The sequence below is a fragment of the Pseudogemmobacter humi genome (assembly GCF_900609055.1).
GTDB lineage: Bacteria > Pseudomonadota > Alphaproteobacteria > Rhodobacterales > Rhodobacteraceae > Pseudogemmobacter > Pseudogemmobacter humi.
Map to the genome: position 1 here is coordinate 14,380 of NZ_UXAW01000097.1, position 23,623 is coordinate 38,002.

Annotated in this window: 19 protein-coding genes; 6 read left to right on the forward strand and 13 right to left on the reverse strand. The window is 67.6% G+C overall.

Annotated elements, in window-relative coordinates; genetic code table 11:
* Positions 1-42 precede the first annotated feature (42 nt).
* From dnaG to XINFAN_RS17730, 12 genes are all read right to left on the reverse strand, one after another.
* Positions 43-2,013 (reverse strand): DNA primase, encoded by a 1,971-nt coding sequence (gene dnaG / locus XINFAN_RS17675; protein WP_124088194.1) that lies wholly within the window; start codon positions 2,011-2,013, stop codon positions 43-45.
* Positions 2,014-2,198: 185 nt separating this feature from the next.
* Positions 2,199-3,503: an NAD(P)/FAD-dependent oxidoreductase gene (locus XINFAN_RS17680; RefSeq protein WP_124088195.1), complete on the reverse strand. Its 1,305-nt coding sequence runs from the start codon at positions 3,501-3,503 to the stop codon at positions 2,199-2,201.
* The gene (locus XINFAN_RS17685; RefSeq protein WP_124088196.1) at positions 3,503-4,858 is read right to left on the reverse strand and encodes a glutamine synthetase family protein; all 1,356 of its coding nucleotides are present in this window, start codon (positions 4,856-4,858) and stop codon (positions 3,503-3,505) included. Before XINFAN_RS17685 ends, XINFAN_RS17680 begins: the two co-directional genes overlap by 1 nt.
* 37 nt (positions 4,859-4,895) lie before the next feature.
* A complete protein-coding gene (locus tag XINFAN_RS17690) occupies positions 4,896-5,594 on the reverse strand; it encodes a type 1 glutamine amidotransferase (RefSeq protein ID WP_124088197.1) in 699 nt (232 codons plus the stop codon).
* 105 nt (positions 5,595-5,699) lie between these two features.
* On the reverse strand, positions 5,700-7,034 hold the full coding sequence (locus tag XINFAN_RS17695; RefSeq protein WP_124088211.1) for a glutamine synthetase family protein: 1,335 nt from the start codon (positions 7,032-7,034) through the stop codon (positions 5,700-5,702).
* Positions 7,035-7,213: 179 nt separating this feature from the next.
* A complete protein-coding gene (locus tag XINFAN_RS17700; protein ID WP_124088198.1) occupies positions 7,214-8,044 on the reverse strand; it encodes an ABC transporter permease in 831 nt (276 codons plus the stop codon).
* A complete protein-coding gene (locus tag XINFAN_RS17705; RefSeq protein ID WP_124088199.1) occupies positions 8,041-8,922 on the reverse strand; it encodes an ABC transporter permease in 882 nt (293 codons plus the stop codon). The genes XINFAN_RS17700 and XINFAN_RS17705 overlap by 4 nt, the downstream gene beginning before the upstream one ends.
* 109 nt (positions 8,923-9,031) lie before the next feature.
* Positions 9,032-9,745, reverse strand: coding sequence for a transporter substrate-binding domain-containing protein (locus XINFAN_RS17710; RefSeq protein WP_124088200.1), 714 nt, complete (start codon positions 9,743-9,745; stop codon positions 9,032-9,034).
* Positions 9,746-9,795: 50 nt separating this feature from the next.
* Complete coding sequence (locus XINFAN_RS17715; protein ID WP_124088201.1) at positions 9,796-10,518, reverse strand: ABC transporter substrate-binding protein; 723 nt, start codon at positions 10,516-10,518, stop codon at positions 9,796-9,798.
* An 11-nt stretch (positions 10,519-10,529) separates the two neighbouring features.
* Complete coding sequence (locus tag XINFAN_RS17720) at positions 10,530-11,300, reverse strand: ABC transporter ATP-binding protein (protein ID WP_199286460.1); 771 nt, start codon at positions 11,298-11,300, stop codon at positions 10,530-10,532.
* 269 nt (positions 11,301-11,569) lie between these two features.
* Positions 11,570-12,010 carry a tellurite resistance TerB family protein gene (locus XINFAN_RS17725; RefSeq protein ID WP_124088203.1) on the reverse strand — a complete coding sequence of 147 codons (441 nt, stop codon included), beginning with the start codon at positions 12,008-12,010 and terminating at the stop codon, positions 11,570-11,572.
* Between the two features lie 40 nt (positions 12,011-12,050).
* Positions 12,051-12,938, reverse strand: coding sequence for a PhzF family phenazine biosynthesis protein (locus XINFAN_RS17730; protein WP_124088204.1), 888 nt, complete (start codon positions 12,936-12,938; stop codon positions 12,051-12,053).
* An 800-nt stretch (positions 12,939-13,738) separates the two neighbouring features.
* Here XINFAN_RS17730 and pdxR point away from each other — a divergent pair.
* The 6 genes from pdxR to XINFAN_RS17760 all read left to right on the forward strand — a co-directional run bounded on the left by pdxR (position 13,739) and on the right by XINFAN_RS17760 (position 22,464).
* Positions 13,739-15,220, forward strand: coding sequence for a MocR-like pyridoxine biosynthesis transcription factor PdxR (gene pdxR / locus XINFAN_RS17735; RefSeq protein ID WP_124088205.1), 1,482 nt, complete (start codon positions 13,739-13,741; stop codon positions 15,218-15,220).
* Positions 15,221-15,357: 137 nt separating this feature from the next.
* The gene (gene xsc / locus XINFAN_RS17740; protein ID WP_124088206.1) at positions 15,358-17,124 is read left to right on the forward strand and encodes a sulfoacetaldehyde acetyltransferase; all 1,767 of its coding nucleotides are present in this window, start codon (positions 15,358-15,360) and stop codon (positions 17,122-17,124) included.
* A complete protein-coding gene (locus XINFAN_RS17745) occupies positions 17,124-17,864 on the forward strand; it encodes a sulfite exporter TauE/SafE family protein (RefSeq protein WP_124088207.1) in 741 nt (246 codons plus the stop codon). Before xsc ends, XINFAN_RS17745 begins: the two co-directional genes overlap by 1 nt.
* A 134-nt stretch (positions 17,865-17,998) precedes the next feature.
* On the forward strand, positions 17,999-20,863 hold the full coding sequence (locus XINFAN_RS17750; protein WP_267898362.1) for a molybdopterin-dependent oxidoreductase: 2,865 nt from the start codon (positions 17,999-18,001) through the stop codon (positions 20,861-20,863).
* Positions 20,860-21,588, forward strand: coding sequence for a 4Fe-4S dicluster domain-containing protein (locus XINFAN_RS17755; RefSeq protein ID WP_124088208.1), 729 nt, complete (start codon positions 20,860-20,862; stop codon positions 21,586-21,588). The genes XINFAN_RS17750 and XINFAN_RS17755 overlap by 4 nt, the downstream gene beginning before the upstream one ends.
* A gap of 3 nt (positions 21,589-21,591) precedes the next feature.
* Positions 21,592-22,464 carry a dimethyl sulfoxide reductase anchor subunit family protein gene (locus tag XINFAN_RS17760; protein ID WP_124088209.1) on the forward strand — a complete coding sequence of 291 codons (873 nt, stop codon included), beginning with the start codon at positions 21,592-21,594 and terminating at the stop codon, positions 22,462-22,464.
* Here the strand turns inward: XINFAN_RS17760 and XINFAN_RS17765 are convergent.
* The gene (locus tag XINFAN_RS17765; protein WP_124088210.1) at positions 22,461-23,129 is read right to left on the reverse strand and encodes an SDR family NAD(P)-dependent oxidoreductase; all 669 of its coding nucleotides are present in this window, start codon (positions 23,127-23,129) and stop codon (positions 22,461-22,463) included. The two genes, XINFAN_RS17760 and XINFAN_RS17765, sit on opposite strands and share 4 nt — an antisense overlap.
* Positions 23,130-23,623: the final 494 nt, after the last annotated feature.

The following is a 23,623-nucleotide window of genomic DNA, read 5'->3' on the forward strand; positions in this document are numbered from 1 at the left end:
CAATAGCGCGAATCACGGCGGGGGAAAGGGCGAATCAGGGATTCACTCGCGTCGTGGGCTGCTCCCCCGGCTGAAATCGATGGAATCGAGCAATCTGCGGGCACGGTCCAGTTCCTCGCGGTCCAGTTCGACGCCGTTCGGCGCAATGATCGACTCCGACTTCTGCTCTTTGGGGCCGCGGCTGGCGGAAACCCGCGCCTCGGCCGCTTTCGACAGCCGCCAGGTCAGGCCTTCGTCGGCCAGATGGGCAAGATCCTCCTCGGCCTCGGCCAGTTCCGTGCGATGGGCGCGATCAGCCTGAAGCCGGGCCAGCGCCTCTTCCAGACAGGCGGCGGCGAATGTCGCATCGGCACGGGGTTGCAGCGCGGGGCTGATGCGGACATGGGGATTATTCAGCACCCGGTCAAGGGCCAGCGCACTGTCCCTGGCGACCAGTTCGGCGCAGTCCTCGCCGTGGCCGTGGGTCAGGACAAGGTTGCGCAACCGCTCGTGATCCTCGGTCGAAAATTCGATCCGTTCCAGCGCCGATTCGAAGGTGGCGATCAGCGTGGGGAAGCGCAGAAGCGTGGCGAGGATCACCGCCTCGCGCAGGGCATCGCCGATGGTTTCGGGCGCGGCGCCCGCCAGCGCCGAGTTGCGTGTGCCTTCGGTGGGCACCGGGGGCGGCGCGAATTTGCCGCGCCCGCCCGGCTGCCAGACCCGCGCGGCACCCGCCCGCGCAGGGCGGCGGCCGGTGCGGAACAGCTCCCACCTGAGTTCCCTGATCTCCTCGCCGTAATGGGCGCGGATCGAGGGATCGGCGATGCGCATCAAGGCCTGGCGCAGGGTCTTGTCGAGCGCGGCCTTGCGCTCGGGGCTGTCGAACACCCGGCCTTCGGTCTCGCGGTTCCACAAGAGCCGCACCATCGGCTGGGCGCCGTCCAGCACCTCCTGCATCGCCTCGCGTCCGCGGGCGCGGATCAGATCGTCGGGGTCCATCCCCTCGGGCAACAGCGCGAAGCGCAGCCCCTTGCCCGCCTCCAGCAGCGGCAGCGCCAGATCCACCACCCGTAGCGCGGCGCGGATCCCCGCCGCATCGCCGTCAAGCGCGATCACCGGCTCGTCCGCGATGCGCCACATGAGGCGCAACTGATCCTCGGTGACGGCGGTGCCGAGAGGCGCCACCGCGGCCCGGAACCCGGCCTCGGAAAGCGCGATCACATCCATATAGCCCTCGGCCACCACCAGCCGCTGGCCCTTGCCCGCCGCCTCGCGCGCCGGGCCGTGGTTGAACAGGTTGCGGCCCTTGTCGAAAATCCCGGTCTCGGGGCCGTTGAGATATTTGGCGCGCGCGTTCGGGTCCATCGCCCGCCCGCCGAAGCTGATCGCCCGGCCGCGCCCGTCGCGGATCGGAAAGATGATCCGGCCGCGGAAGCGATCATAGAGCGAACCGTCGTCCGCTCTGGCCGCAAGCCCGGCCTCCACCACCAGATCCGCCGCGATCCCCTTGCCGGTCAGCGCCTGGATCAGGGCCTGGCGCTGATCCGGGGCGAAACCGATCTCCCACCTTTCCTGAGCCTCTTCCGACAGCCCGCGCTTCGTGAGATAGCCGCGCGCGGCGGCGGCACCTTGGGTCTTCAGTTGCAGGCGGAACCATTTCACAGCCTCTTCCAGCACCTGGATCAGTTCGGTGCGCCGGTCGGCCTTCTCGGCCGCGCGCGGATCGCGATCGGGCATCTGCATCCCGGCTTCCGCCGCCAGAACCGCGACCGCCTCGATGAAGGACAGATTCTCGCTGTCTTTGACGAAACTCAGCGCGTCGCCCTTCGCATGGCAGCCGAAACAGTAGTAAAAGCCCTTGCGGTCGTCGACGTGGAAGCTCGCCGATTTCTCCTGATGGAAGGGGCAGGGCGCCCACCAGTCGCCCTTGGCCATGTTCGACTTGCGCATGTCCCAGGTGACCTTCCGGCCGACCACGGCGGAAAGCGAGACGCGGTTGCGCAATTCGTCGAGGAAACCGGGGGGCAGGCTCATGGGGTTCAATATGGGGCCGGGGCCGCCCGAGTCGAGTCTCTTCGCACAGGCCCGCCTCCGGCCGGCGTCGGCTGCCTCCGGCGGGGATATTTAAAGACAGAAAATATCCTGCGCGCTCCTGATCATTTTCTGTCTCTAAATATCCCGGGGGTGAGGCCCGCAAGGGCCGAGGGGGCTGGCCCCCTCTACCACCCCAGCCGGTCGCGCAACGAGAACCATGTCATCGCCGTCACCAGAAGCGGCCAGCGCAAAGCCGGACCGCCCGGAAAGCGCCGCCAGGGCAGGTCGGCGATCAGATCGAAACCCTCGCCCCGGCCCTGGACCGCCCCGGCCATCAGCTTGCCCGCAAGCGTCGCCAGCGCCACGCCATGGCCGGAATAGCCCGAAGCCGAGAGCACGTTCTTCGCGACCCGCGCGAAACAGGGCATCCGGTTCACCGTGATCGCGAGCGTGCCGCCCCAGGCGTAGTCGATGCGGGTGTCTTTGAGCTGCGGATAGATCTCCAGCAGCGGCTTGCGCACCACTTTCGCCACATCGGGAAAGCGGTAGCCGTAGCTTTCGGCGCCGCCGAACAGCAGGCGGTCGTCCTCCGAGAGCCGCCAGTAGTTCACCACGAATTTGGTGTCATGCACCGCGACCGGCTCGGCCAGCACCTCTTTCGCCAGCGCACCGAGGGGCTCGGTCGCCACCACGAAATTGTTGATCGGCATCACCCGCGCGGCCACCTGCGGCTCAAGGCTTCCGACATAGCCGTTCACCGCCAGCACCATATGATCGCAGGTGACGCGGGCGCGGGCGGTCTCGGCCACCGGCTTCTCGTTACGGATCAGCCGGGTGACCTCGCTGTTCTCGAAGATCCGCGCGCCCGCCGCCGCCGTGGCTTTCGCCAGACCCAAAGCGAAGTTCAGCGCATGGATATGGCCCGCGCCGCGGTCGATGTCGCCGCCTTTGAACGCCTCCGACCCCACCAGCGCCCGCAGGCCGTCGCGGTCGAGGGGCCTGACCTCGTGGTAATCGTAGTCGCGGGCGAGCTTCTCTGCATAGCGCTTCGCGTGATCCACCTCGGCCTCGTGCCAGCAGGCATGGGCGATGCCGGGGCGCCAGGCGACGCCCTCCATATCCGCCGCCAGCTCCCGCACCAGCGCTTTCGCGTCCTGCGCCAGGTCCCAGAGGCGGCGGGCGTTTTCCTTGCCGGCAGTCTTTTCCAGCCAGTCCTGGTCCTGGCGCTGGCCCGAGCCGACCTGGCCGCCGTTCCGGCCCGAGGCGCCGAAGCCCACCCGATGCGCCTCCAGCACCACCACCGACAGCCCCGCCCGCGCCAGATGCAGCGCCGCGGAAAGCCCGGTGTAGCCCGCGCCCACCACGCAGACATCGGCGCGGATCTCGCCCTCGGCCTTCGGGAAGGGATCGAGCGCCACCCGGGTCGCGGCATACCAGCTGTCGGGATATTCTCCGGGCCGGTCGTTCGCGTGCAGAAGATTGACCGCCATCACACGTTCAGGAGCAGATGCTCGCGCTCCCACGGGCTGATGACCTGGAGGAACTCCTTGTATTCGTTCCGTTTCACCGAATCGTAGCATTTGACGAAATCGGCGCCCATCACCTCTTTCAGCGCCTCGTCCTCGTCCAGCAGATCCAGCGCATCGCCCAGGTTCACCGGGATCTCATCGGAATCGATATAGGCCGAGCCGGTGAATTCCGGCCGCGCCGGTTTCTTCTCTATCAGCCCGAGCCAGCCGCAGGCCAAAGTCGCCGCGATGCCGAGATAGGGGTTGCAGTCCATCCCCGGCAGGCGGTTCTCGATCCGCCGCCCGCTCGGCCCCGAGATCGGCACCCGCAGCCCGGTGGTGCGGTTGTCGCGGCCCCATTCCAGGTTGATCGGCGCGGCGAAATCCGGAACGTAGCGGCGGTAGCTGTTCACATAGGGCGCCATCAGCGCGATGGCCGCGCCCATGTGATGCTGCATTCCGGCGATGAAATGGTTGAACATTTCGGTCTCGACGCCCTTGGGACCGGCGAAGATGTTCTTGCCGGTTTTGGTATCCACCACCGAGGTATGGATATGCATCGCCGAGCCCGGCTCGCCTGCGATCGGCTTGGCCATGAAGGTCGCGAAACAATCGTGGCGCAGCGCCGCCTCGCGGATCAGGCGTTTGAAGAAAAACACGTGATCCGCGAGTTCCAGCGGGTCGCCATGAGCGAGGTTCAGCTCGATCTGGCCGGCGCCGCCTTCTTGCAGGATGCCATCAATCTCCAGCCCCTGGGCTTCGGCGAAGTCGTAAATGTCGTCGATCACCCTGCCATATTCGTCGATGGCGGAGAGGCTGTAGGCCTGTTTTCCGGCTGCGCGCCGGCCAGAGCGCCCCATCGGCGGGATCACCGGCTGGTTCGGGTCAAGGTTGCGGGCGGTCAGGAAGAATTCCATCTCGGGCGCAACGACAGGCTTCCAGCCCTGTTCGGCGTAAAGCCCGATGATCCTGCGCAGCACGTTCCTCGGGCTGAACGGCACAAGATTGCCCTGCTGATCCTTGGCGTCATGGATCACCTGGAGCGTGATGTCGGCGGTCCAGGGCGCGGCGGTCGCGGTGGACCAGTCGGGCTCCAGGATCATGTCGGGTTCGGTGAAGGCATCGAACGGGCTGTCGGCCCATTCGCCGGTGATGGTTTGCAGGAAAATCGAATTCGGCAGGAAGTAATTGGTCTGCTTTGCGAATTTCGCGGCGGGCATCGCCTTGCCGCGGGCGACGCCGGCGATATCGCCGATCACGCATTCCACTTCGTCCACGCGGCGGTTGCCAATATATTCCCGCGCCGCGTCAGGCAGCTTGTCGGTCCATTTGGACATGGGGTCACACGTTGGGTTGGGGCGCAGCGGGCCGCGCTCAGGCGCGGCGCATTTCGGCCCTGGTTTGACGGTTCAGAAAGAAAGCGGCGATCCGGTCGGCCATCTTCGCGGCGTCGAGCGGGGTGTCGATCCGCTCGGTCGCGGCATCGAGCACCGGCTGCGGCACAAGGCCGGGGCCGCGCACCCGGATCAGCCCCTCCATGAATTCTTTGGGAAATTCGGGATGGGGCTGCACGGAAAACATCCGGTCGTCGTAAAGCAGCGCGGCATTCTCGCAGGCAGCGGCCGAGGCCACGACTTCGGCCGCGGGCGGCTTTTCCACCACCTGATCCTGGTGCCAGGCGTTGAGGGCGAATTTTTCGCCCTGGAAATCGTATTGCGTCGGGCCGACCGACCAGCCGCCCCGGTATTTCTCGACCCGCCCGCCCATGGCCTGGGCGATGATCTGATGGCCGAAGCAGATGCCGACCACCGGGACATGTTCGTCCCAGGCCTTGCGGATGAAATCCTCCAGCGGTGCGATGAAGGGATGATCCTCGTAGACGCCGAAGCGCGAGCCGGTGATCAGCCAGCCGTCGCAGTCCTGGACGCTGGCCGGGAAATCCATCTCCATGACGGACCAGCGGCGGAAGGTCAGCCCGCGCTCTGCGAGCAGGCGCTCGAAGAAATCGGGATAATCGCCCTGGTCGCGAAGGGCGTCGGGCGAGGCTCCGGTTTGCAGGATGCCGATCAGCATGGGAAATAACCTGTTTGCGCGTCTGGATATGGTGGCCCCGGCCCCCTTCGCGGTCAAGGGGGGCCAGAGCATCTTGGGGGCGCCAGAGCATCTGGCGGCCTCGCCTTACACGGTGTCGAGATAGATCTCGATCCGCTCCTCGGGCGAGAGTTCGTTGATATAGTGCAGCTCCTGGCGTTTGGTGAGCACCAGGTTGCGGATCAGCTCTTTCGAGAGGAAACGCGGCACCACGCTTGAGGCCTCGAAAGCGTCGATCGCGGAATCCCAGGTGGTGGGAATCTGCGGCAGGGTCAGCGCGTAGGAGTTGCCGGTGACGGGGGCGGGGGGCTCCCTCGAGTCCTCGATCCCCGAGAGCGCGGCGCCGAGGATGGCGGCCAGCATCAGGTAAGGGTTCACGTCGCCCCCGGCCACGCGATGCTCGATCCGGCGCGCAGCGGGGTTGCCGGCGGGGATGCGGATCGCGGCGGTGCGGTTCTCATAGCCCCAGCAGATCGAGGTCGGGGCATGGGCCTCGGGCACCAGCCGGTCGTAGCTGTTCAGATGCGGCGCGAACAGAAGCGTGGAATCGTGCATCGCCTCCAGACAGCCCGCCACCGCATGGCGCAAAGCCGCGGTGCCCTTGGGGCCGCCCGAGTCGAAGATGTTGTCGCCCTTCTGGTCCAGCACCGAGAAATGGGTATGCAGCCCCGAGCCGGAGTAATCCTGATAGGGCTTCGCCATGAAGCTGGCGGCGAAACCGTGGCGCCGCGCCAGCCCCTTGACCAGCATCTTGAACAGCCAGGCATCGTCTGCGGCGCGCAGCGCGTCGTCGCAATGCATCAGGTTGACCTCGAACTGGCCGAGGCCGGTTTCCGACGTGGTGGTATCGGCCGGAATGTCCATCTCTTCGCAGGCGTCGTAGAGATCGGTGAAGAAGGTGTCGAAGGCGTCCAGCGCCCGGATCGACAGGGTTTCCGATGCCTTCCTGCGCTTGCCCGAGCGCGGCGAGGGCGGCACCTGGAGCGTCTTGCCGGAATCGTCGATCAGGAAGAATTCCAGCTCCATCGCGCAGACCGGCGTCAGGCCGCGCGCCTTGTAGCGGTCCACCACGGCGCGAAGCGCGTGGCGCGGGTCGCCCTCATAGGGCTGGCCGTTCTCGCGAAACATCCAGATCGGCAAAAGCGCGGTCGGCGCCTCCAGCCAGGGCATCGGCATGAAGCCGCGCTCGGTCGGCTTCAGCGTGCCGTCCTGGTCGCCCTCTTCAAACACCAGCGGGCTGTCGTCGATATCCTCGCCCCAGATGTCGAGGTTCAGCACGGAATAGGGGAAGCGGGTGCCGTCCTTCACCACCTTGTCGGCGAAGCGGGCCGGAATGCGCTTGCCGCGCGCCTGTCCGTTCAGGTCGACGGCGGCCACCCGGATGGTGCGCACGTCGGGATGTTTTCTGAGCCAGTCCTTCATCATGGTTCACACTGGAAAGGCACGGCCCCGCGCCCCCGGGCCCTGCGGCCCGCCCGATGCGCAAGTTCGGACCATGCCCTTGGTCCTTCCCTTGGTTCGATCGCCTTGCCCGGACCGGCCTTCGGCCTCGTCATGCGGGTCCGGGCGGGTGCCCGGATAATTTGATCAAATAGAGGCTACTACCGGATCAGCTGCGGACGCAAGCGGATTCTGCTTTTCCGGTGCGAGGGCAGATGCCGGTTCAGCCGCCGGTTCACCAGCCCGAAGCCCTGGATCAGCAACAGCGTCAGGCAGACGAAGTAGAAGGCCACGATCGGATAGGGCACGAAGGGGTTGAAAGTCTTGTCGGCGATGTAATTCGCGTAATAGAGCGCGTCGCCGCGCTGCTGGAACGCCGGGAAGCCGGAGACGAACACCAGCGTGGTGGCGTGGAACAGGAAGATCGCCTCGTTGGTATAGGCGGGCCAGGCCAGCCGCAGCATGGTGGGCCATTCGATGCGGAAGAACCTCTGCTTCCCCGAGATGCCATAGGCGTCGGCCGCTTCCAGATCGCCTTTCGGCACCGCCATCAGCGCGCCGTAGAAGATCTCGGCGGCATAGGCCGAGGTGTTCAGGAACAGGGTCAGCGCCGCCCCCGCCCAGGCATTGGCCAGCCAGGCGGTGGGGATGGTGAACAGGCCGAAGACCGATACCGAGCCCCGCAGCACGGTGGTGACGAAGAAATAGATCAGGAAGAACTGGATGAAGAGGGGCGAGCCGCGGAAGATGAAGATGAACCACTCCGCGGGCTTCCTGAGCCAGCGATTGCCCGAGGCCCGGGCCAGCGCCAGCCCGACCGAAAAAAAGAAGCCGAAGGCCAGCGCGAGGATGCCGAAGTAAAGGTTCCAGATCAGCCCCGAGCCGATCAGCACGAACTGATCGCACAAAGTGATGTTCGTGGTGGGCAGCAGGTTCTCGCCAAAGCCGAGCGAGCGCAGCCCGTAGGCCTGAAATGTCTCGAAACAGGTCATGCCGCGGCCCTCCGCATCTTCTCGCCGGCGCGGGTGGCCTGGCCGTGGCTGAACCGGCGCGAGAGCCGCGCCAGCACGATCTCGGACAGCCGCGTGAGCAACAGGTAGAAGATCAGCAGGCCAAGGAAATACCACAGCCGCCAGTCGGGGTGCGGATAGTCGAACCGCGCCGATTTCGACGCGCCCAGCTCGCGCGCCCAGTAGACGATGTCCTGGATCCCGAGCAGGAAGAGAAGCGGCGTCGCCTTGATCAGGATCAGCCAGAGGTTCGACAGGCCCGGCAGCGCATAGGTCCACATCTGCGGCACGAGGATGCGGCGGAAGGCCTGGCCCTGGGTCATGCCATAGGCCTCGGCGGTCTCGATCTGGGCGCGCGGCACCGCGTCCATCGCGCCTTTCAGCACATTGGCGGCGAAGGCGCCGAAGACGATGGCGAAGGTCAGCACCGCCAGCGCGAAAGCGTAGACCTGATGCGCGAAATGGCTGGCGTTGTTCGGCGGCACCTTGGCGGCGGGGCAGACGCGGAACTCCAGCCCCTGGCGGATCGGCTGGGTCCAGTCGGGGCAGCGGATCTGATGGGTCAGCCATTCGATGCCCTGATCCAGCGCGATCACGAAGAACAGGAAGAACACGATATCGGGCACGCCGCGCACCATGGCGGTGTAGATATTGCCGAACCACCTGACCGGCGCGTGATGCGAGCGCGCGGCCATCGCGCCGCCGAAGCCGAAGGCCAGAGCCGCGGGGGCGGCGACGGCCAGCAGCGAAAGCACGGTCAGGAAGGAGAAGTAGAATTCCATATGCTTGGGCGTCGTCAGATAGCACGACAGCCAGGCCAGACCTTCCAGCGTCTTCGGCTCGGCGCAGAATTCAAACATCCGGGGAGTGCCTTTCCGGGGAAGCAGGGCTTGCGGTGCGCCCCCGGGGCAGCGGGGGCAAAGGGGCCGCCGCGCGTCGGCGGCGGCCCCCGGGGTCAGTGCGGCAGGATCAGAACGGAATGCCTTCTTCCTGGAACCATTCGGTGATCAGCGCATTCAGCGTTCCATCGGCCTTCATCGACTGGATCGCGGCGTCGAATTTCCCCTTCAGCTCGGTGTCGGACTGGCGCAGGCCGATGCCGATGCCTTCGCCCAGGAGAACGTCCTCGCCCACGATGTCGAGCCCGTCGCCCACCACCGACAGCAGATAGTCCTTGTCCGCCATCACCGCCACGGCCTGGCCGTTGCGCACCGCCGCGATGGTTTCATCCGGGGTGGCGAACTCCAGCAGCTGCGCGCCCGAGGCGGCGACATGCGCGGCCTGGATGGTGCCGACCTGGGCCGCGATCACGCCCGAATCGGTGGGGGTGTCAGGCGACAGCGCCGCATAGGCCGAGGGCGAGGGCTGGGTGTAGTTTTCCGAGAAGGCGATCTTCTCGCGGCGCTCGGGCGTGATCGACATCCCGGCCATGATCGCGTCGTAATTCCCCGATTGCAGGTTCGGGATGATCGAATCCCAGTCGTTCTTGACCCAGACGCATTCAAGCTCTGCGCGCTTGCACAGCTCGTTGCCCAGAACGATCTCGAAGCCGGCGAGCTCGCCCTTGTCGTCGATGAAGTTGTAGGGCTCGTAGGCGCCTTCGGTCGCGATGCGGACCGGATCGGCCAGGGCGGCGCCGGTGCCGAGAGCGGCGAAGGCGGTGGCGAGAAGCAGCTTCTTCATTGAGGGTCTCCCTTGGTTTCGCTCAAAGTCATCATGTCGCCGGTCCGGTGTCAGAACCAGCGGGAATTCAGGGCGGCAAGCGTGCCGTCGGCCTCCATCGCGCGGAGGGCGGCGTCGATCTGCGCTTTCAGAGCGGTGTTGCCCTTGCAGACCGCGATGCCGGTGCCCTCGTCGGGGATATCCACGCTCCAGGCATATTCCAGCCCGCGCCCTTCGATCTGCGCGGCAAGATCCATCCGGTGCGCGAAGGGGCCGAGCGTCAGATCAGTCTCGCCGCCGGCCACCGCATCCAGCGCGGCGGCTTCGGACGGGTAGCTGCGGAAATCCAGCCCCTGGCCGCGCAGCCAGGATTCGTGGATGGTGCCCGCCTCGACCGCGATCCGCGCGGCTTCGGGGGCAGGGGCACCGGGGAAGCCGATGAACCATTCGATCTCGCCGCCCCAGGTATAGGGGATCGAGAAATCCACCAGCGCGCGGCGCTCGGGCGTGATCGCCATGCCGCCCAGAACCACGTCGAACCGGCCCTCGGCCACGCCGGGGATCAGCTCGCCGAAAGGCGCGGTCTGCCAGGTGCAGTCATGGCCGGTGCGGGTGCAGATCTCGCTCATCACCTGGTGGTCGAAGCCGGTCAGCGCGCCGGCATCATCGCGGATGATATAGGGCGGGAAGGTGGCTTCGGTGCCGATGGTCAGATGCCTGACGGCGCCGCCGGACGGCTCTCCGGTTGCGGCGAGCCAGAGCGTGATCGCGGCGATGCTGGCCGAACAGGACATTCCCGCGCCCCTCAGGCAACCGTGGCCGACAGAAAGCCGCGCAGCCGTTCCGATTTCGGCGCGCCGAACAATTGCGCGGGCGGGCCTTCCTCTTCGATCCGGCCCTGATGCAGGAAGATGACGTGATCCGAGCAATCCGCCGCGAGCTTCATGTCATGGGTCACGAGGATCATCGTCCGCCCCTCGTCGGCCAGCGCCTTGATCACCCGGACCACCTCCTGCTCAAGCTCGGGGTCCAGAGCCGAGGTCGGCTCGTCGAACAGAAGCGCGCGCGGCTCCATGCAGAGCGCGCGCGCGATGGCGGCGCGCTGCTGCTGGCCGCCCGAAAGCTGCGCGGGAAAGGCATCGGCCTTGTCGGCGATTCCCACCTTGGCCAGATACTGGCGCGCCTTCTCGCGGACCTCGGCGGGGTCGCGCTTCAGCACGGTGACCGGGGCCTCCATCACGTTTTGCAGGATGGTCATATGGGCCCAGAGGTTGAACTGCTGGAACACCATCGACAGATTGGTGCGGATGCGGGTCACCTGGGCGCGATCCGACGGGTGGCGGCGCAGCCCTTCGCCCTTCCAGCGCACGGCCTCGCCCTCGAACAGGATCTCGCCCTGCTGGCTGTCTTCGAGCAGGTTGCAGCAGCGCAGAAGCGTGGATTTCCCCGAGCCCGACGAGCCGATCAGCGAGATCACATGGCCGCGCGGTGCCGTCAGATCAACGCCTTTGAGCACCTCAAGCGGGCCATAGCTTTTATGCAGGCCCCGGATCGCGATGACGGGCGCTTCTCCCATGATTTCCCCTGTGGTCTGGCGCGTCATTCTGACCGCGCGCCTTCTGGCTTGTTATGCCAGTAGGACGCAGTTTATGGCGCTTTGCAATGCGGTTTCGGTCGTGCCGTGGCGTCCTCTCCGGCGATCTGATCCCCCGGATGCGGCAGAATGACTGGTCGGGCAGGCCGCCAGATAATCGCTTGCGACCGCCTGCGCCAGCGCTTTCGCGCCTTCGCGGGCGGTCTGCGTCATTCGCGCGCGGACGGCCCCGGGCGATGCGCCTGCGCCGCTCAGCCCTCGCGCGCGGCGCGCTGGCGGGCCTCGGCGCTTTGCACATCGGTCAGGCCCAGGAGGTTCGCCACCATCCGCAGAAGACGGTCCTCGTCGGCGTCGCGCAGCCCGTCGGCCAGCGCCACCGACCACAGGGCCTCAAGCAGCTCCTGCCGCTCCTCGGGCAGGGTCGCCGCCTTCAGCGCGCGGGTGAAGCGCACGGTGTCGGGCGCATGGCTTTCCAGATCCTCGGCCTCGGCGCGCAGCTTCGCCGCCGCGAAAGGGTCGAGCCCGTGCCGCTGCATCAGGATGCGGTCGATCCTTTCCACTTCCTCGGCGGCGTAAAGCCCGTCGGTGCGTGCGATGCGCACCAGAAGCGCCGCCAGCGCCAGCCGGGCGTCGGTTTCGGTCAGGGGTTCGGGGGCGGGGGCCAGCAGGCGGCGCAGCAATGCTTCGATCATGGCGCGAAAGATAGGCGCTCCGTCGCCTCCGCGCCAGCCGTCACGGCAGGCGCAGCCGTCCCTCGCCGATGCGGACCGCGCTGCCCGCGATACGCACCGCGGTGAGCGCGCCGCCAGCCGCCTCGATGGTCAGCCGCAGGGTCGAGGGGCGGCCCATCTCGACACCCTGGCGCAGGGTCAGCCGGGTGGTGCCGTCCTGGATCGCGCCATTGGCCAGCAGTTGCGCGGCAAGGATCGCGCTCGCCGATCCGGTCGCCGGGTCTTCCGGGATGCCCGCCGTGGGGCTGAACATCCGCGCGCGCAGGTCGCAGGCGCCATCGCCCGGCGCATAGAGATAAACGCTGTCCACGCCATGGGCCGCCATCAGCCGCGACCAGTGCGGCTCGGTGGCCCTTGCGCGGGCCAGGGCGTCCAGATCGCGCAACGGCGCGTAAACGAACCGCGGCCCGCCCTCATGGCAGCCCGGGCGGTGCGGCCCGAGGTCGTCGGGCGCAAGGCCGAGTGCTGCGGCCAGCAGTTGCGCCTCGGGCGCGGGGCCGGCCGGGTAGGGCAGCACCGGGGCGGTCAGTTCGGCGATGATCCGGCCGCCCTCGCGGGTGACGGCGACGGGGACGAGGCCCGCCTCTTCCTCCAGCGTGATCGTGGTGGCGAAATCGCCCTCATGGGCCATTTCTGCCAGCAGGATGGCGCAGCCGATGGTCGGATGCCCGGCGAAGGGGATCTCGGCGGTGGGAAAGAAGATGCGCACCCGCGCGCTGTGCGCCGGGTCGCGCGGCGGCATGACGAAGATCGTCTCCGACAGGTTGAACTCGCGCGCGATGGTCTGCATCTGCGCGGTGCTCAGCCCGCCCGCGTCCGGCACCACCGCCAGCGGATTGCCGGAAAACGGCGTTTCGGTGAAGACGTCGAGCGTGTGGAAAGCGATCATCGCGAAGCCTTGGACACAGGGTTGCAGGAAAGGCGGAGCCCCGTCGCGCCGCCGCCGGGCGATGGCACCCGGTCGGAAAGACGACCGTTTGAGAGGCCGGAGTATTCCAAAGGGTTAACGGGAGACGGCGAAATGCGGACCGCCACGGTCCCGGCCGGATCATGCCAGGATTGCGGCGGCTGGGATCTGTTCTGCCGGGAATTTTTCAGCGAAGTCAATGAACGGACAGGTAAGACGGGCGCAAAGCTGCGCGTGATCCGGTCGGTTTCTGACCTGAGAAGCTCTGCGTCATGCCAGTGTGCCGGGAACTGGCCCGGAGCAAGCGGGACAAGCGGTGCTTCCGGCTGAGCGCCGAGCAGATGCGGGCGGCTTCCGCCGCAGCCGTGTCAGACTGGCTGGGGAACGACAGGCCCCACCGGCCCGACGGTGGCCTTGCGTTTCGCTGCGAGGCGCTTTGACCGGGAGTCAGCGGAAGTGGTTCACCACCCTGGCGCGGATCTGACGGCTGGGCCGTGATCCGGAGCCCCGGCCCCCCGTCATCTCCGGTCCCGGTCTTCCCGCACCGCCAGCTCTGTCACAGATGGCCAGCCCTTTGTTTACCGAAACATGGGGCCTCGCCTCGCTCAGAGTGCAGAGAGGGTCCACGGCCGAGAATGAGCACTCGCGGGCAGTTCCCTTTTCCGTCCTCCGATCTGCCGGAGGGGAAGGCCCGCAGGGGCCTCGTGGCTGACCGGCCCTATTGACAACCGGCGCGGGCTGGCGCTGGTTAGGGCCAGTTTCAACGGCGCTCCAGGTCCAGTATGGCGATCCCGGTCGAGGCGTTCTTCCTGGCGGCGGGCGGGGCGGGCACGCTGCAAAGCCGTATCCGCGCCATGGTCACCGACGGCATCCTCAGCGGGCGGTTCCGGCCCGGCCAGAAGATGCCCTCCTCGCGCGGGCTGGCGGGGCATCTGGGCGTCAGCCGGATCACCGTGACGCTGGCTTACGGCGATCTGGTCTCGTCGGATTACCTGACCTCGCGCGGGCGCTCGGGCTATTACGTCTCGGAAAACGCGCCGCGCGCGCCCGAGTTTCCCAGCCCGGCCCGGCCCACCGAGGAAGTGGATTACCGCGCCTTTTCCGGCGGGCGTTTCACCCGCGCGATGCAGGGGGTGGAGCGGCCCGACGACTGGGAGCGTTATCCCTGGCCCTTCATCTACGGCCAGACCGATCCCAGCCTGTTCGACCATCAGAACTGGCGGGCCTGTGCGCTCCGCGCGCTGGGGCGGCGGGATTTCCCCACGCTGACCTCGGATTTCTACGAGCGCGACGATCCGGCGCTGATCGAGCAGGTCCTGCGGGTGATCCTGCCGCGCCGGGGGATCGCCGCCGGGGCGGAGGAGGTGCTGCTGACCATGGGCGCGCAGAACGCGCTGTGGATCGCGGCGCAGATCCTGCTGGGGCCGCCGGGGGCGGGGCGCCGGGCGGTGATCGAGAACCCCTGCTATCCGGGGATGCGCCGGGTGCTGGATGTCTCGGGGGCGGAGATCCTGGCGCTCGACGTGGACGAGGGGGGGCTGCCGGTTTCTGCGCTGGCGGGCGGCGCGGTCAGGCGCGGCGATGTGGTGTTCGTCACGCCCTCGCACCAGTCGCCCACCAATGCGACCATGCCGCTGGAGCGGCGGCTGAAGCTGCTCGACGCCGCCAGCCGCAAGGATTTCGTCATTCTGGAGGACGATTACGAATTCGAGATGAGCTTCCTCAAGCCGGTTTCGCCGGCGCTGAAAAGCCTCGATAAGGCCGGGCGGGTGATCTATGCGGGCTCGTTCTCGAAGTCGATCTTCCCGGGGATGCGGCTTGGCTATCTGGTCGGGCCGCCGGGCTTCATCGCCGAGGCGCGGGCGCTGCGCTCGATGGTGCTGAAACACCCGCCCGGCCATATCCAGCGCACCGTGGCCTATTTCCTCGCGGAAGGCCATTACGACGCGCTGATCAACCGGATGCGCACCGCCTTCCGCCGCCGCCGCCAGGTGATGGAGGAGGCCATCGCCGCCGAGGGACTGAGCATCGCGGGGCAGGGCGGCTATGGCGGGTCGTCGTTCTGGATGCGCGCGCCCGAGGCGGTGGACACCGGCGCGGTTGCGCGCGCGCTCAGGGCCGAGGGCGTGCTGATCGAGCCGGGGCGCAGTTTCTTCGACCCCGGCCGCGCGGTGCAGAACCATTACCGGCTGGCCTATTCCTCGATCCAGCCGGCGCGCATCCCCGAAGGCATCGCGAAGATCGCGCGGGCGATCGGCCGCTAGAGGCCCTGCGGGCGCCTCCGGCGGGGGTATTTTGATCAGGGTGAAAGCTGGCTCTATGCGGCTTTGGCGACTGGCCCTAAGCTGGCCGCGGCAGTGGGGGCAGGATGGCCTCGCGGAAGAATGGGGAGAGCGGCGCGATGCGGATGACCACCGAGGAAGCCTTCGTCAAGGTGCTGCAACGGCACGGGATCGACAATGCCTTCGGCATCATCGGCTCGGCTTTCATGCCGGTCTCGGACCTGTTCCCGCGCGCGGGGATCGCCTTCTGGGACTGCGCGCATGAGGGGTCGGGCGGGATGATGGCCGACGGTTTCACCCGCGCCTCGGGGCGGATGTGCATGATGATCGCGCAGAACGGCCCCGGCATCACCAATTTCGTGACCGCGGTGAAGACCGCCTACTGGAACCATACGCCGCTTTTGCTGGTGACGCCGCAGGCCGCCAACAAGACCATCGGCCAGGGCGGCTTCCAGGAGGTCGAGCAGATGGCCCTGTTCCGCGATATGGTCGCCTATCAGGAGGAGGTGCGCGACCCGTCGAGGATCGCGGAAGTCCTGAACCGGGTGATCCTGGCGGCGAAGCGTGCCTCGGCCCCGGCGCAGATCAACCTGCCGCGCGACATGTTCACACAGGTCATCGACATCGACCTGCCGCGGGTGGTCGAATTCGAGCGCCCGGCGGGCGGCGCCGCGGCGCTGGATGAGGCGGCGCGGCTTTTGTCGGAGGCGAAATTCCCGGTGCTTTTGAACGGGGCCGGGGTGGTGCTGGCGGGCGCGATCCCGGCGACGATGCGGCTGGCCGAGCGGCTGAGCGCGCCGGTCTGCGTCGGCTATCAGCACAACGATGCTTTCCCGGGCTCGCATCCGCTTTTCGCGGGGCCTTTGGGCTATAACGGCTCGAAGGCCGCGATGGAGATGATCGCGAAGGCCGATGTGGTGCTGGCGCTTGGCACGCGGCTCAATCCGTTCTCGACCCTGCCGGGCTATGGGATCGACTACTGGCCGAAGGATGCGGCGGTGATCCAGGTGGACCTGAACCCCGCCCGGATCGGGCTGACGAAACAGGTGGCGGTGGGGATCGTTGGTGATGCCGGCATGGTGGCCGGGGGGATCCTGTCGCGGCTGTCGGATGCGGCGGGAGAGGCGGGGCGCGAGGACCGCAAGGCGCTGATCGCGCAGCGGAAGTCGGCCTGGGCGCAGGAACTGGCCTCGATGGATCATGAGGCGGACGATCCGGGCACAAGCTGGAACAGCCGCGCCCGCGCCGCAAAGCCGGACTGGATGAGCCCGAGGATGGCCTGGCGCGCGATCCAGTCGGCTTTGCCGCGCGATGCGATCATCTCCAGCGACATCGGCAACAACTGCGCCATCGGCAACGCCTATCCGACGTTCGAGGCCGGGCGGAAATACCTCGCCCCGGGCCTGTTCGGCCCCTGCGGCTACGGGCTGCCGTCGATCGTCGGCGCGAAGATCGCCTGCCCGGAGGTGCCGGTGGTCGGCTTCGCGGGCGACGGCGCCTTCGGGATCTCGGTGACGGAGCTGACCGCCATCGGCCGCAAGGAATGGCCCGCGATCACCATGGTGGTGTTTCGCAACTACCAATGGGGCGCCGAGAAGCGGAACTCGACCCTGTGGTATGACGACAATTTCGTCGGCACCGAACTGGACGAGGGCGTCACCTATGCCGGGATCGCCCGGGCCTGCGGGCTGCAAGGCGTGGTCGCGCGCACGATGGAGGAATTGCGCGAGGCGCTGACCCGGGCGCTGGCCGATCAGAAGGCCGGGAAAACCACGCTGATCGAGGCGCTGATCAACCAGGAGCTGGGCGAGCCCTTCCGCCGCGACGCGATGAAGAAGCCGGTCGTGGTGGCGGGGATCGACCCGGCCGATATGCGCCGCGACTGATGCCGTTCGATCTGTCGCTGGCCGGGGCGGCCTGGCTGGCTTTCGCGGTGTTCGGCGCGGCGCTGGTGCGCGGCTATTCGGGTTTCGGCTTTTCGGCCCTGGTGGTCGCGGGCTCGGCGCTGGTGACCAATCCGCTGAACCTCGTCGCGGTGGTGATGCTGTGCGAGATGGTGATGTCGCTGCAAGCCTGGCGGGGCCTGCGCTGCCAGATCGACTGGCGCGTGGTGCGGCTTTTGATGGCGGGGGCGGTGATCGGCCTGCCGCCGGGGCTGTGGCTGCTGGTCTCGCTGTCCGAGGACGCGGCGCGGGCGGCGATCTCGGGGTTCATCCTGGCGATGTGCCTGGTGCTGGGTTTCGGCTGGCGGATGCGGGCGGCGCCGGGGGGCTGGGCGGTGTTCGCGGCCGGCATGGCCTCGGGCGCGGCCAATGCGCCGGGGATGGGCGGGCTGCCGGTCGCGGCCTTCTTCGCGGCGCAGCCGATCCCGGCCGGGGTGTTCCGCGCCACGCTGGTCGCCTTCTTCCCGCTGCTCGATCTGTATTCCGCGCCGCTCTACTGGCTTTCCGGTCTGCTGACCTGGCAGAGCGTTTACGCGACGCTCTTCGCTTTGCCGCTCATCGCTTTGGGCAACCACCTCGGCAGCCGGCGCTTCCTTGCCGCCGATCCGAAGGAATTCCGCCGCTTCGCCATAGGCTTGCTGGCGGTTCTTTCCACGATGGGGCTGGTGAAGGCGCTGATCTGAGCGGCACCGCGCCCGCGGGAAGGAAATTCTGCCCACGGCAGGTGGCGGAGAAAAACAATCCCGCTTGCCGCAGCGCGGCCGGGACGGCAGACTGACGGGCAGGCAAGCCATGGAATACGTCAGGAGGTTCGGGCGTGACAGAGCAGCCGCGGGTGATCGCCTCTGCCCCCACCGCTCCGGCGGGCCCTGGCGCGGATGAGATCCGCAAGACCACCTGCTACATGTGCGCCTGCCGCTGCGGCATCGACGTGCATCTGAAGTCGGGCCGCGTGGTCTATATCGACGGCAACCGCGACCATCCGGTGAACAAGGGCGTGCTCTGCGCCAAAGGCGCGAGCGGCATCATGCAGGTCACCGCGCCCTCGCGGCTACGCTCGCCCTTGCGCCGTGTCGGCCCGCGCGGCTCGGGCGCCTTCGAGGAGATTTCCTGGGAGGAGGCCCTCGCCACCGCGGTCTCATGGATGAAACCCCTGCGCGAGACGGCGCCCGAAAAGCTCGCCTTCTTCACCGGGCGCGATCAGTCGCAAAGCCTGACCGGCTGGTGGGCGCAGGCCTTCGGCACCCCGAACTACGCCGCCCACGGCGGGTTTTGCAGCGTGAACATGGCGGCGGGCGGTATCTACACCATCGGCGGCGCGTTCTGGGAATTCGGCCAGCCCGACTGGGAGCGCACGAAGCTGTTCGTCATGTTCGGCGTGGCCGAGGATCACGACAGTAACCCGCTCAAGATCGGCATCGGCAAGCTGAAGGCGCGCGGGGTGCGGGTGATCTCGGTCAACCCGGTCAGGACCGGCTATTCGGCAGTGGCGGACGACTGGTATGGCATCACGCCGGGCACCGACGGGTTGCTGATCCTGTCTCTGATCCATTGCCTGCTTGAGGCCGGGAAGGTCGATCTGGATTACCTCGCGCGTTTTACCAATGCGCCGATGCTGGTGAACGCGACCCCCGGGCCGGAGCAGGGCCTCCTGGTGAAGAACGCCGGGAGCCAGCCCTTCGTGATCGACCGCCGCTCGGGCCATCCCGCGCCCTGGGACGGGCGCGAGGTGGAGCCCGATCTCGGCGCCGAATGGCAGGGCCACCGCACGGTGTTTCAGCATATGGCCGGGGAATATCTGAAACCGGAATACGCGCCCGAGGCGGTCGCCGCGCGCTGCGGCCTTGAGTCCGCGCGCATCCGCGCGCTGGCGGCGGAACTGGCGCATGTGGCTTTCGACCAGGCGATCACGCTCGACCGGCCCTGGACCGATTTCCGCGGCAACCGGCATCAGGACATGCCCGGCCGTCCGGTCTCGTTCCATGCGATGCGCGGGATCTCGGCCCATTCCAACGGTTTCCAGACCGCGCGGGCGCTGCATCTGTTGCAGATCGTGCTCGGCAGTATCGAGGTGCCCGGCGGCTACCGGCTGAAACCGCCCTATCCGAAGCCGGTCGAGGCCCATCCGACCCCCCATTTTCAGGCCGTGCCCGGCAAGCCGCTGACCGGCCCGCATCTGGGCTATGTCCGCGGCCCCGCCGATCTGGCGCTGACCCCCGAGGGCCAGCCCGCCCGGATCGACAAGGCGTTTTCATGGGAGGCGCCGCTCTCGGCCCATGGGCTGATGCATATGCTGATCCCGAACGCCCATGCGGGCGATCCCTACCGGATCGACACTTTGTTCCTCTACATGGCCAACATGGCGTGGAATTCCTCGATGAACACCGCCCGCGTCATGGAGATGCTGACCGACCGCGACGAAGACGGCTATGTCATCCCCCGGATCATTTATGCCGATGCCTATGCCAGCGAGATGGTGGCCTATGCCGATCTGGTGCTGCCCGACACCACCTATCTGGAGCGCCACGACTGTATCAGCCTGCTCGACCGGCCGATTTCCGAGCCCGATGCGGCTGGGGATTCGATCCGCTGGCCGGTGGTCGCGCCCGAGCGCGACGGTTATGGCGTGCGGGGTTTCCAGTCGGTTCTCCTGGACCTTGGCGCGCGGCTCGGCCTGCCGGGGATGGTGAACGAGGACGGGTCCGCGAAGTTCCGCGACTATGCCGATTACATCGTGAACCATCAGAGGAAGCCCGGGATCGGCCCGCTGATCGGCTTTCGCGGCGAAGGATCGGCCGAGGGGCGCGGCGCGCCGAACCCCGACCAGATCGCGCGCTATATTGAGCATGGCGGCTTCTACCAGGCGCATATCCCCGAAGAAGCCGCGTTCTACAAACCCTGGAATGCCGGTTACCAGGACTGGGCGGTGGATCTGGGCCTGTTTGATTCCCCGCAGCCCTATCTGTTCCAGATCTGGTCCGAGCCCCTGCGCCGCTTTCAGCTTGCCGCCGAGGGCCATGGCGAGCGCCAGCCGCCCGACCACCTGCGCGGGCGCCTCAAACAGTCGATGTCGCCGCTGCCGCTCTGGTATCCGCCGCATGGCGAGGCCGGGCCGGAGTATCCGCTGCATGCGCTGACGCAGAGGCCGATGGCGATGTATCACTCCTGGGGCAGCCAGAACGCCTGGCTGCGGCAGATCCTCGGGAAGAACTACCTCTACCTGCCCACGGCGGTCTGGCAAAGCGGCGGCTTCCGGCCGGGGGATTACGCGCGGGTCACTTCGCCCACCGGCGAGATCGTGGTGCCGGTCGCGCATATGGCGGCGCTGAACCCGCAGACGGTCTGGACCTGGAATGCGATCGGCAAGAGGAAGGGCACCTGGGCGCTGGACGAGGGGGCGACCGAGGCGAATGAGGGGTTTTTGCTGAACCATCTGATTTCCGAACTGCTGCCGGGCGAGGGGCGGGTGCCGAACTCGGATCCGGTCACCGGCCAGGCCGCCTGGTTCGATCAGAAGGTGCGGATCGAACGGGTCGGCCCGCAGGACCATGCGCTGCCGGATTTCCCGCCGCTTAGCGGGGCGCCGCATCAGCCGCCCGCGCGCGGCCAAATTTCTTCAAAGAAATTTGCCAAAAATCTTCGAAGATTTTTGGGTCTCAACGGCGGGAAGGGCGCGCCATGACCTGCCTGCCGGGAAAGACCGCGAAATCTCTGGGTCTGGTGATCGACCTCGACACCTGCGTCGGCTGTCAGGCCTGCGTCACCGCCTGCAAGGGCTGGAACGACAGGGGCGCGGAACTTCTGCCCGACGAAAATCCTTATGGGCCAGAGCCTTCCGGCGTATTCCTCAACCGCGTCCATTCCTATGAAGTCACCCCCCCGGACGGCCCGGCCTGGATCGTGAACTTCCCGCGCTCCTGCCTGCATTGCGAGGATGCGCCCTGCGTCACCGTCTGCCCGACCGGGGCGAGCCTCAAGCGCGCCGAGGATGGCATCGTGCTGGTCAATGAAGACGCCTGCATCGGCTGCGGCCTTTGTGCCTGGGCCTGCCCCTACGGCGCGCGCGAGATGGACGAGGCGCGCGGGGTGATGAAGAAATGCACCCTTTGCGTCGACCGGATCTATGACGAGAGCCTGCCGCCCGAGGACCGCCAGCCCGCCTGCGTGCGCACCTGCCCGACCGGCGCGCGGCATTTCGGCGATCTGGCCGACCCCGACAGCGCGGTTTCCCGCCTCGTGGCGGAACGCGAGGGCTATGCGCTGATGCCGGGGATGGGGACGAAGCCGGTCAACCGTTACCTGCCGCCGCGCCGCAAGGGGCCGGGCGCGGCGCCAGTGCTGGCGCCGCTGGAGGGGAAGGCGACCGGCCTCGCGGGCTGGCTCGACCGGATGCTGGGAAAACTCTGAACGATGCATCCCGCACCTTCCGTCATCCTGTTCACCACGCTTTCGGGCCTCGGGTTTGGCTATCTGGTCTTTCTTGCCACCGGGGCGGTGGCGCTCTCCGGCTGGGCTGCCTTCTTTGCCTGGGGGCTGGGGTATGGGCTGGCGGTCGCGGGGCTGATGGCCTCGACCTTCCACCTCGGCAATCCGCAGCGCGCGCTGAAGGCCTTCACGCAATGGCGGTCGAGCTGGCTGTCGCGCGAGGCCTGGACCTCTTGCGCCGCACTTTTCGCGCTGGCGCCGATGGCGCTGTCGGACTGGCTGGATCTGGGGCTGCCCAGGCCCATCGGCTGGGCGGGGGCGGTGCTGGCGCTGGCGACGGTCGGCTGCACCGCGATGATCTACACCCAGTTGAAAACGGTGCCGCGCTGGAACCACTGGACCACGCCCGCGAGCTTCTTCGCCTTCGCTTTGGCCGGAGGCGCGGTGCTGGCCGGGCAGGGCTGGCTGGCCTCGGGCCTCTGCCTGTCGCTCGGCCTTGCGCTGGTCTTGCAGTTCCGCCTTGGCGATCATCAGTTTGCGGCGCGGGGCGAGACGATGGGCAGCGCGACCGGCCTCGGGGGGATCGGTCCGGTCCGGGTGTTCGAACAGCCCCATACCGGCCCGAATTATCTGATGCGCGAGATGATCCATGTCGTCGGCCGCCGCCATGCCCGCAAGCTGCGGCTGATCGCGCTGCTCTGCGCGGCGCTGGTCCCGGCGGTGCTCTGTGCGCTCTTGCCGCCCATGGTGGCCGCGGTGACGGCGGGCGCGCTGCATCTGACCGGCGCGCTGGCTGCCCGCTGGCTGTTCTTCGCCGAGGCCGAGCATGTCGTCGGCCTCTATTACGGGATGCGTTAAGCGAAGGCGAGGTCGAGGAGTTTCGCCGCCTCGTCGCGCGGGTTTGCGAGGGACGCGCGGTCCTCGCCCGGGTAGAAGCGCGCGCGCAAGGCCGTGGGCATCGGCGCCGGGGTGCCGATCACCACTCTGGGCCCGAGCCGCGCGGTTTCGGCCGCCCAGGCCCGCACCAGCGCCATCTGCCCGGCCTTGGTCGCGCCGTAAGCGGCCGACCAGCGGCTGCCGGGGAAAGGATCGTCGGCGAACAGCGCCGTGCCCTGGCCCCCGCGCAGAAGCGGCTCGACCATGGTGATCAGGAACGAGGCCGCGCGCAGATTGGTTGCGATCGCCTTGTCGAGATCCTTCATCTCGACCGAGGGCGCGGGCGAGAGCGCGGTGGCATGGATCGCCATATGCGCCCAGAAGCCGAGGCCGCCCCAGCGGTCGTGGATCTGGCGGCAGAGGTGGCGCATGGCATCCTCATTCGTCACATCCATCGGCGCGAGCGTCAGCCCGCCGGTGCCCGGCAGGCCCTGGGCCTTTACCCGGTCGTCGAGATCTTCGAGCCCGCCCACGGTGCGCGCCACCGCCACCACATGCCAGCCCCTGAGCGCGAGCTGTTCCGCCAGCGCCGCCCCGAGGCCGCGCGAGGCGCCGGTGACGAGGGCGATCTTGCTGTCGTTTTGCATGGCACGGCTCCGGCTGAGCGGAGAGCGCCGGGGGCGCTTCGCCCCCCGGACCCCCCGAGAGTATTTGGATCAAGGTGAAGACGGAAGTTTCGGGCAAAGGTCAAGCCCGGGCGAAGGCTTCAGGGCAGGATGCCGCAGGGGATGTGGTGTTTGCGGGAAAGCGCGGAGCGAGGCCAGGGGCGGAGGATCTTCGGATCAGGGGGAAAGCGAGGGGGTATGGCAGCAGGGTGACGGCCTGGATCGGAAGAATGCGACAGAGGACAGGCAGGCGATCGGGGACAGGGAAAGGAGCCCGCGATGGATGGCGGCGGTGCGGCCTCGGCGGAGAGAAATCCGGGGGTCGCTGCTGAGGTGGGGAGATTTACGGCACTTGCCGTTGCGGGCTCGCGCGCAGGTGGTTGCGGATCGGTGGGGGCTTCTCCTGCCTCCTGAGCGGCGCTCCCGGCTCTCGCGGAGTTGCTTGGTGGTGCTGGCTGCTATTCGGTTCGCAGAGC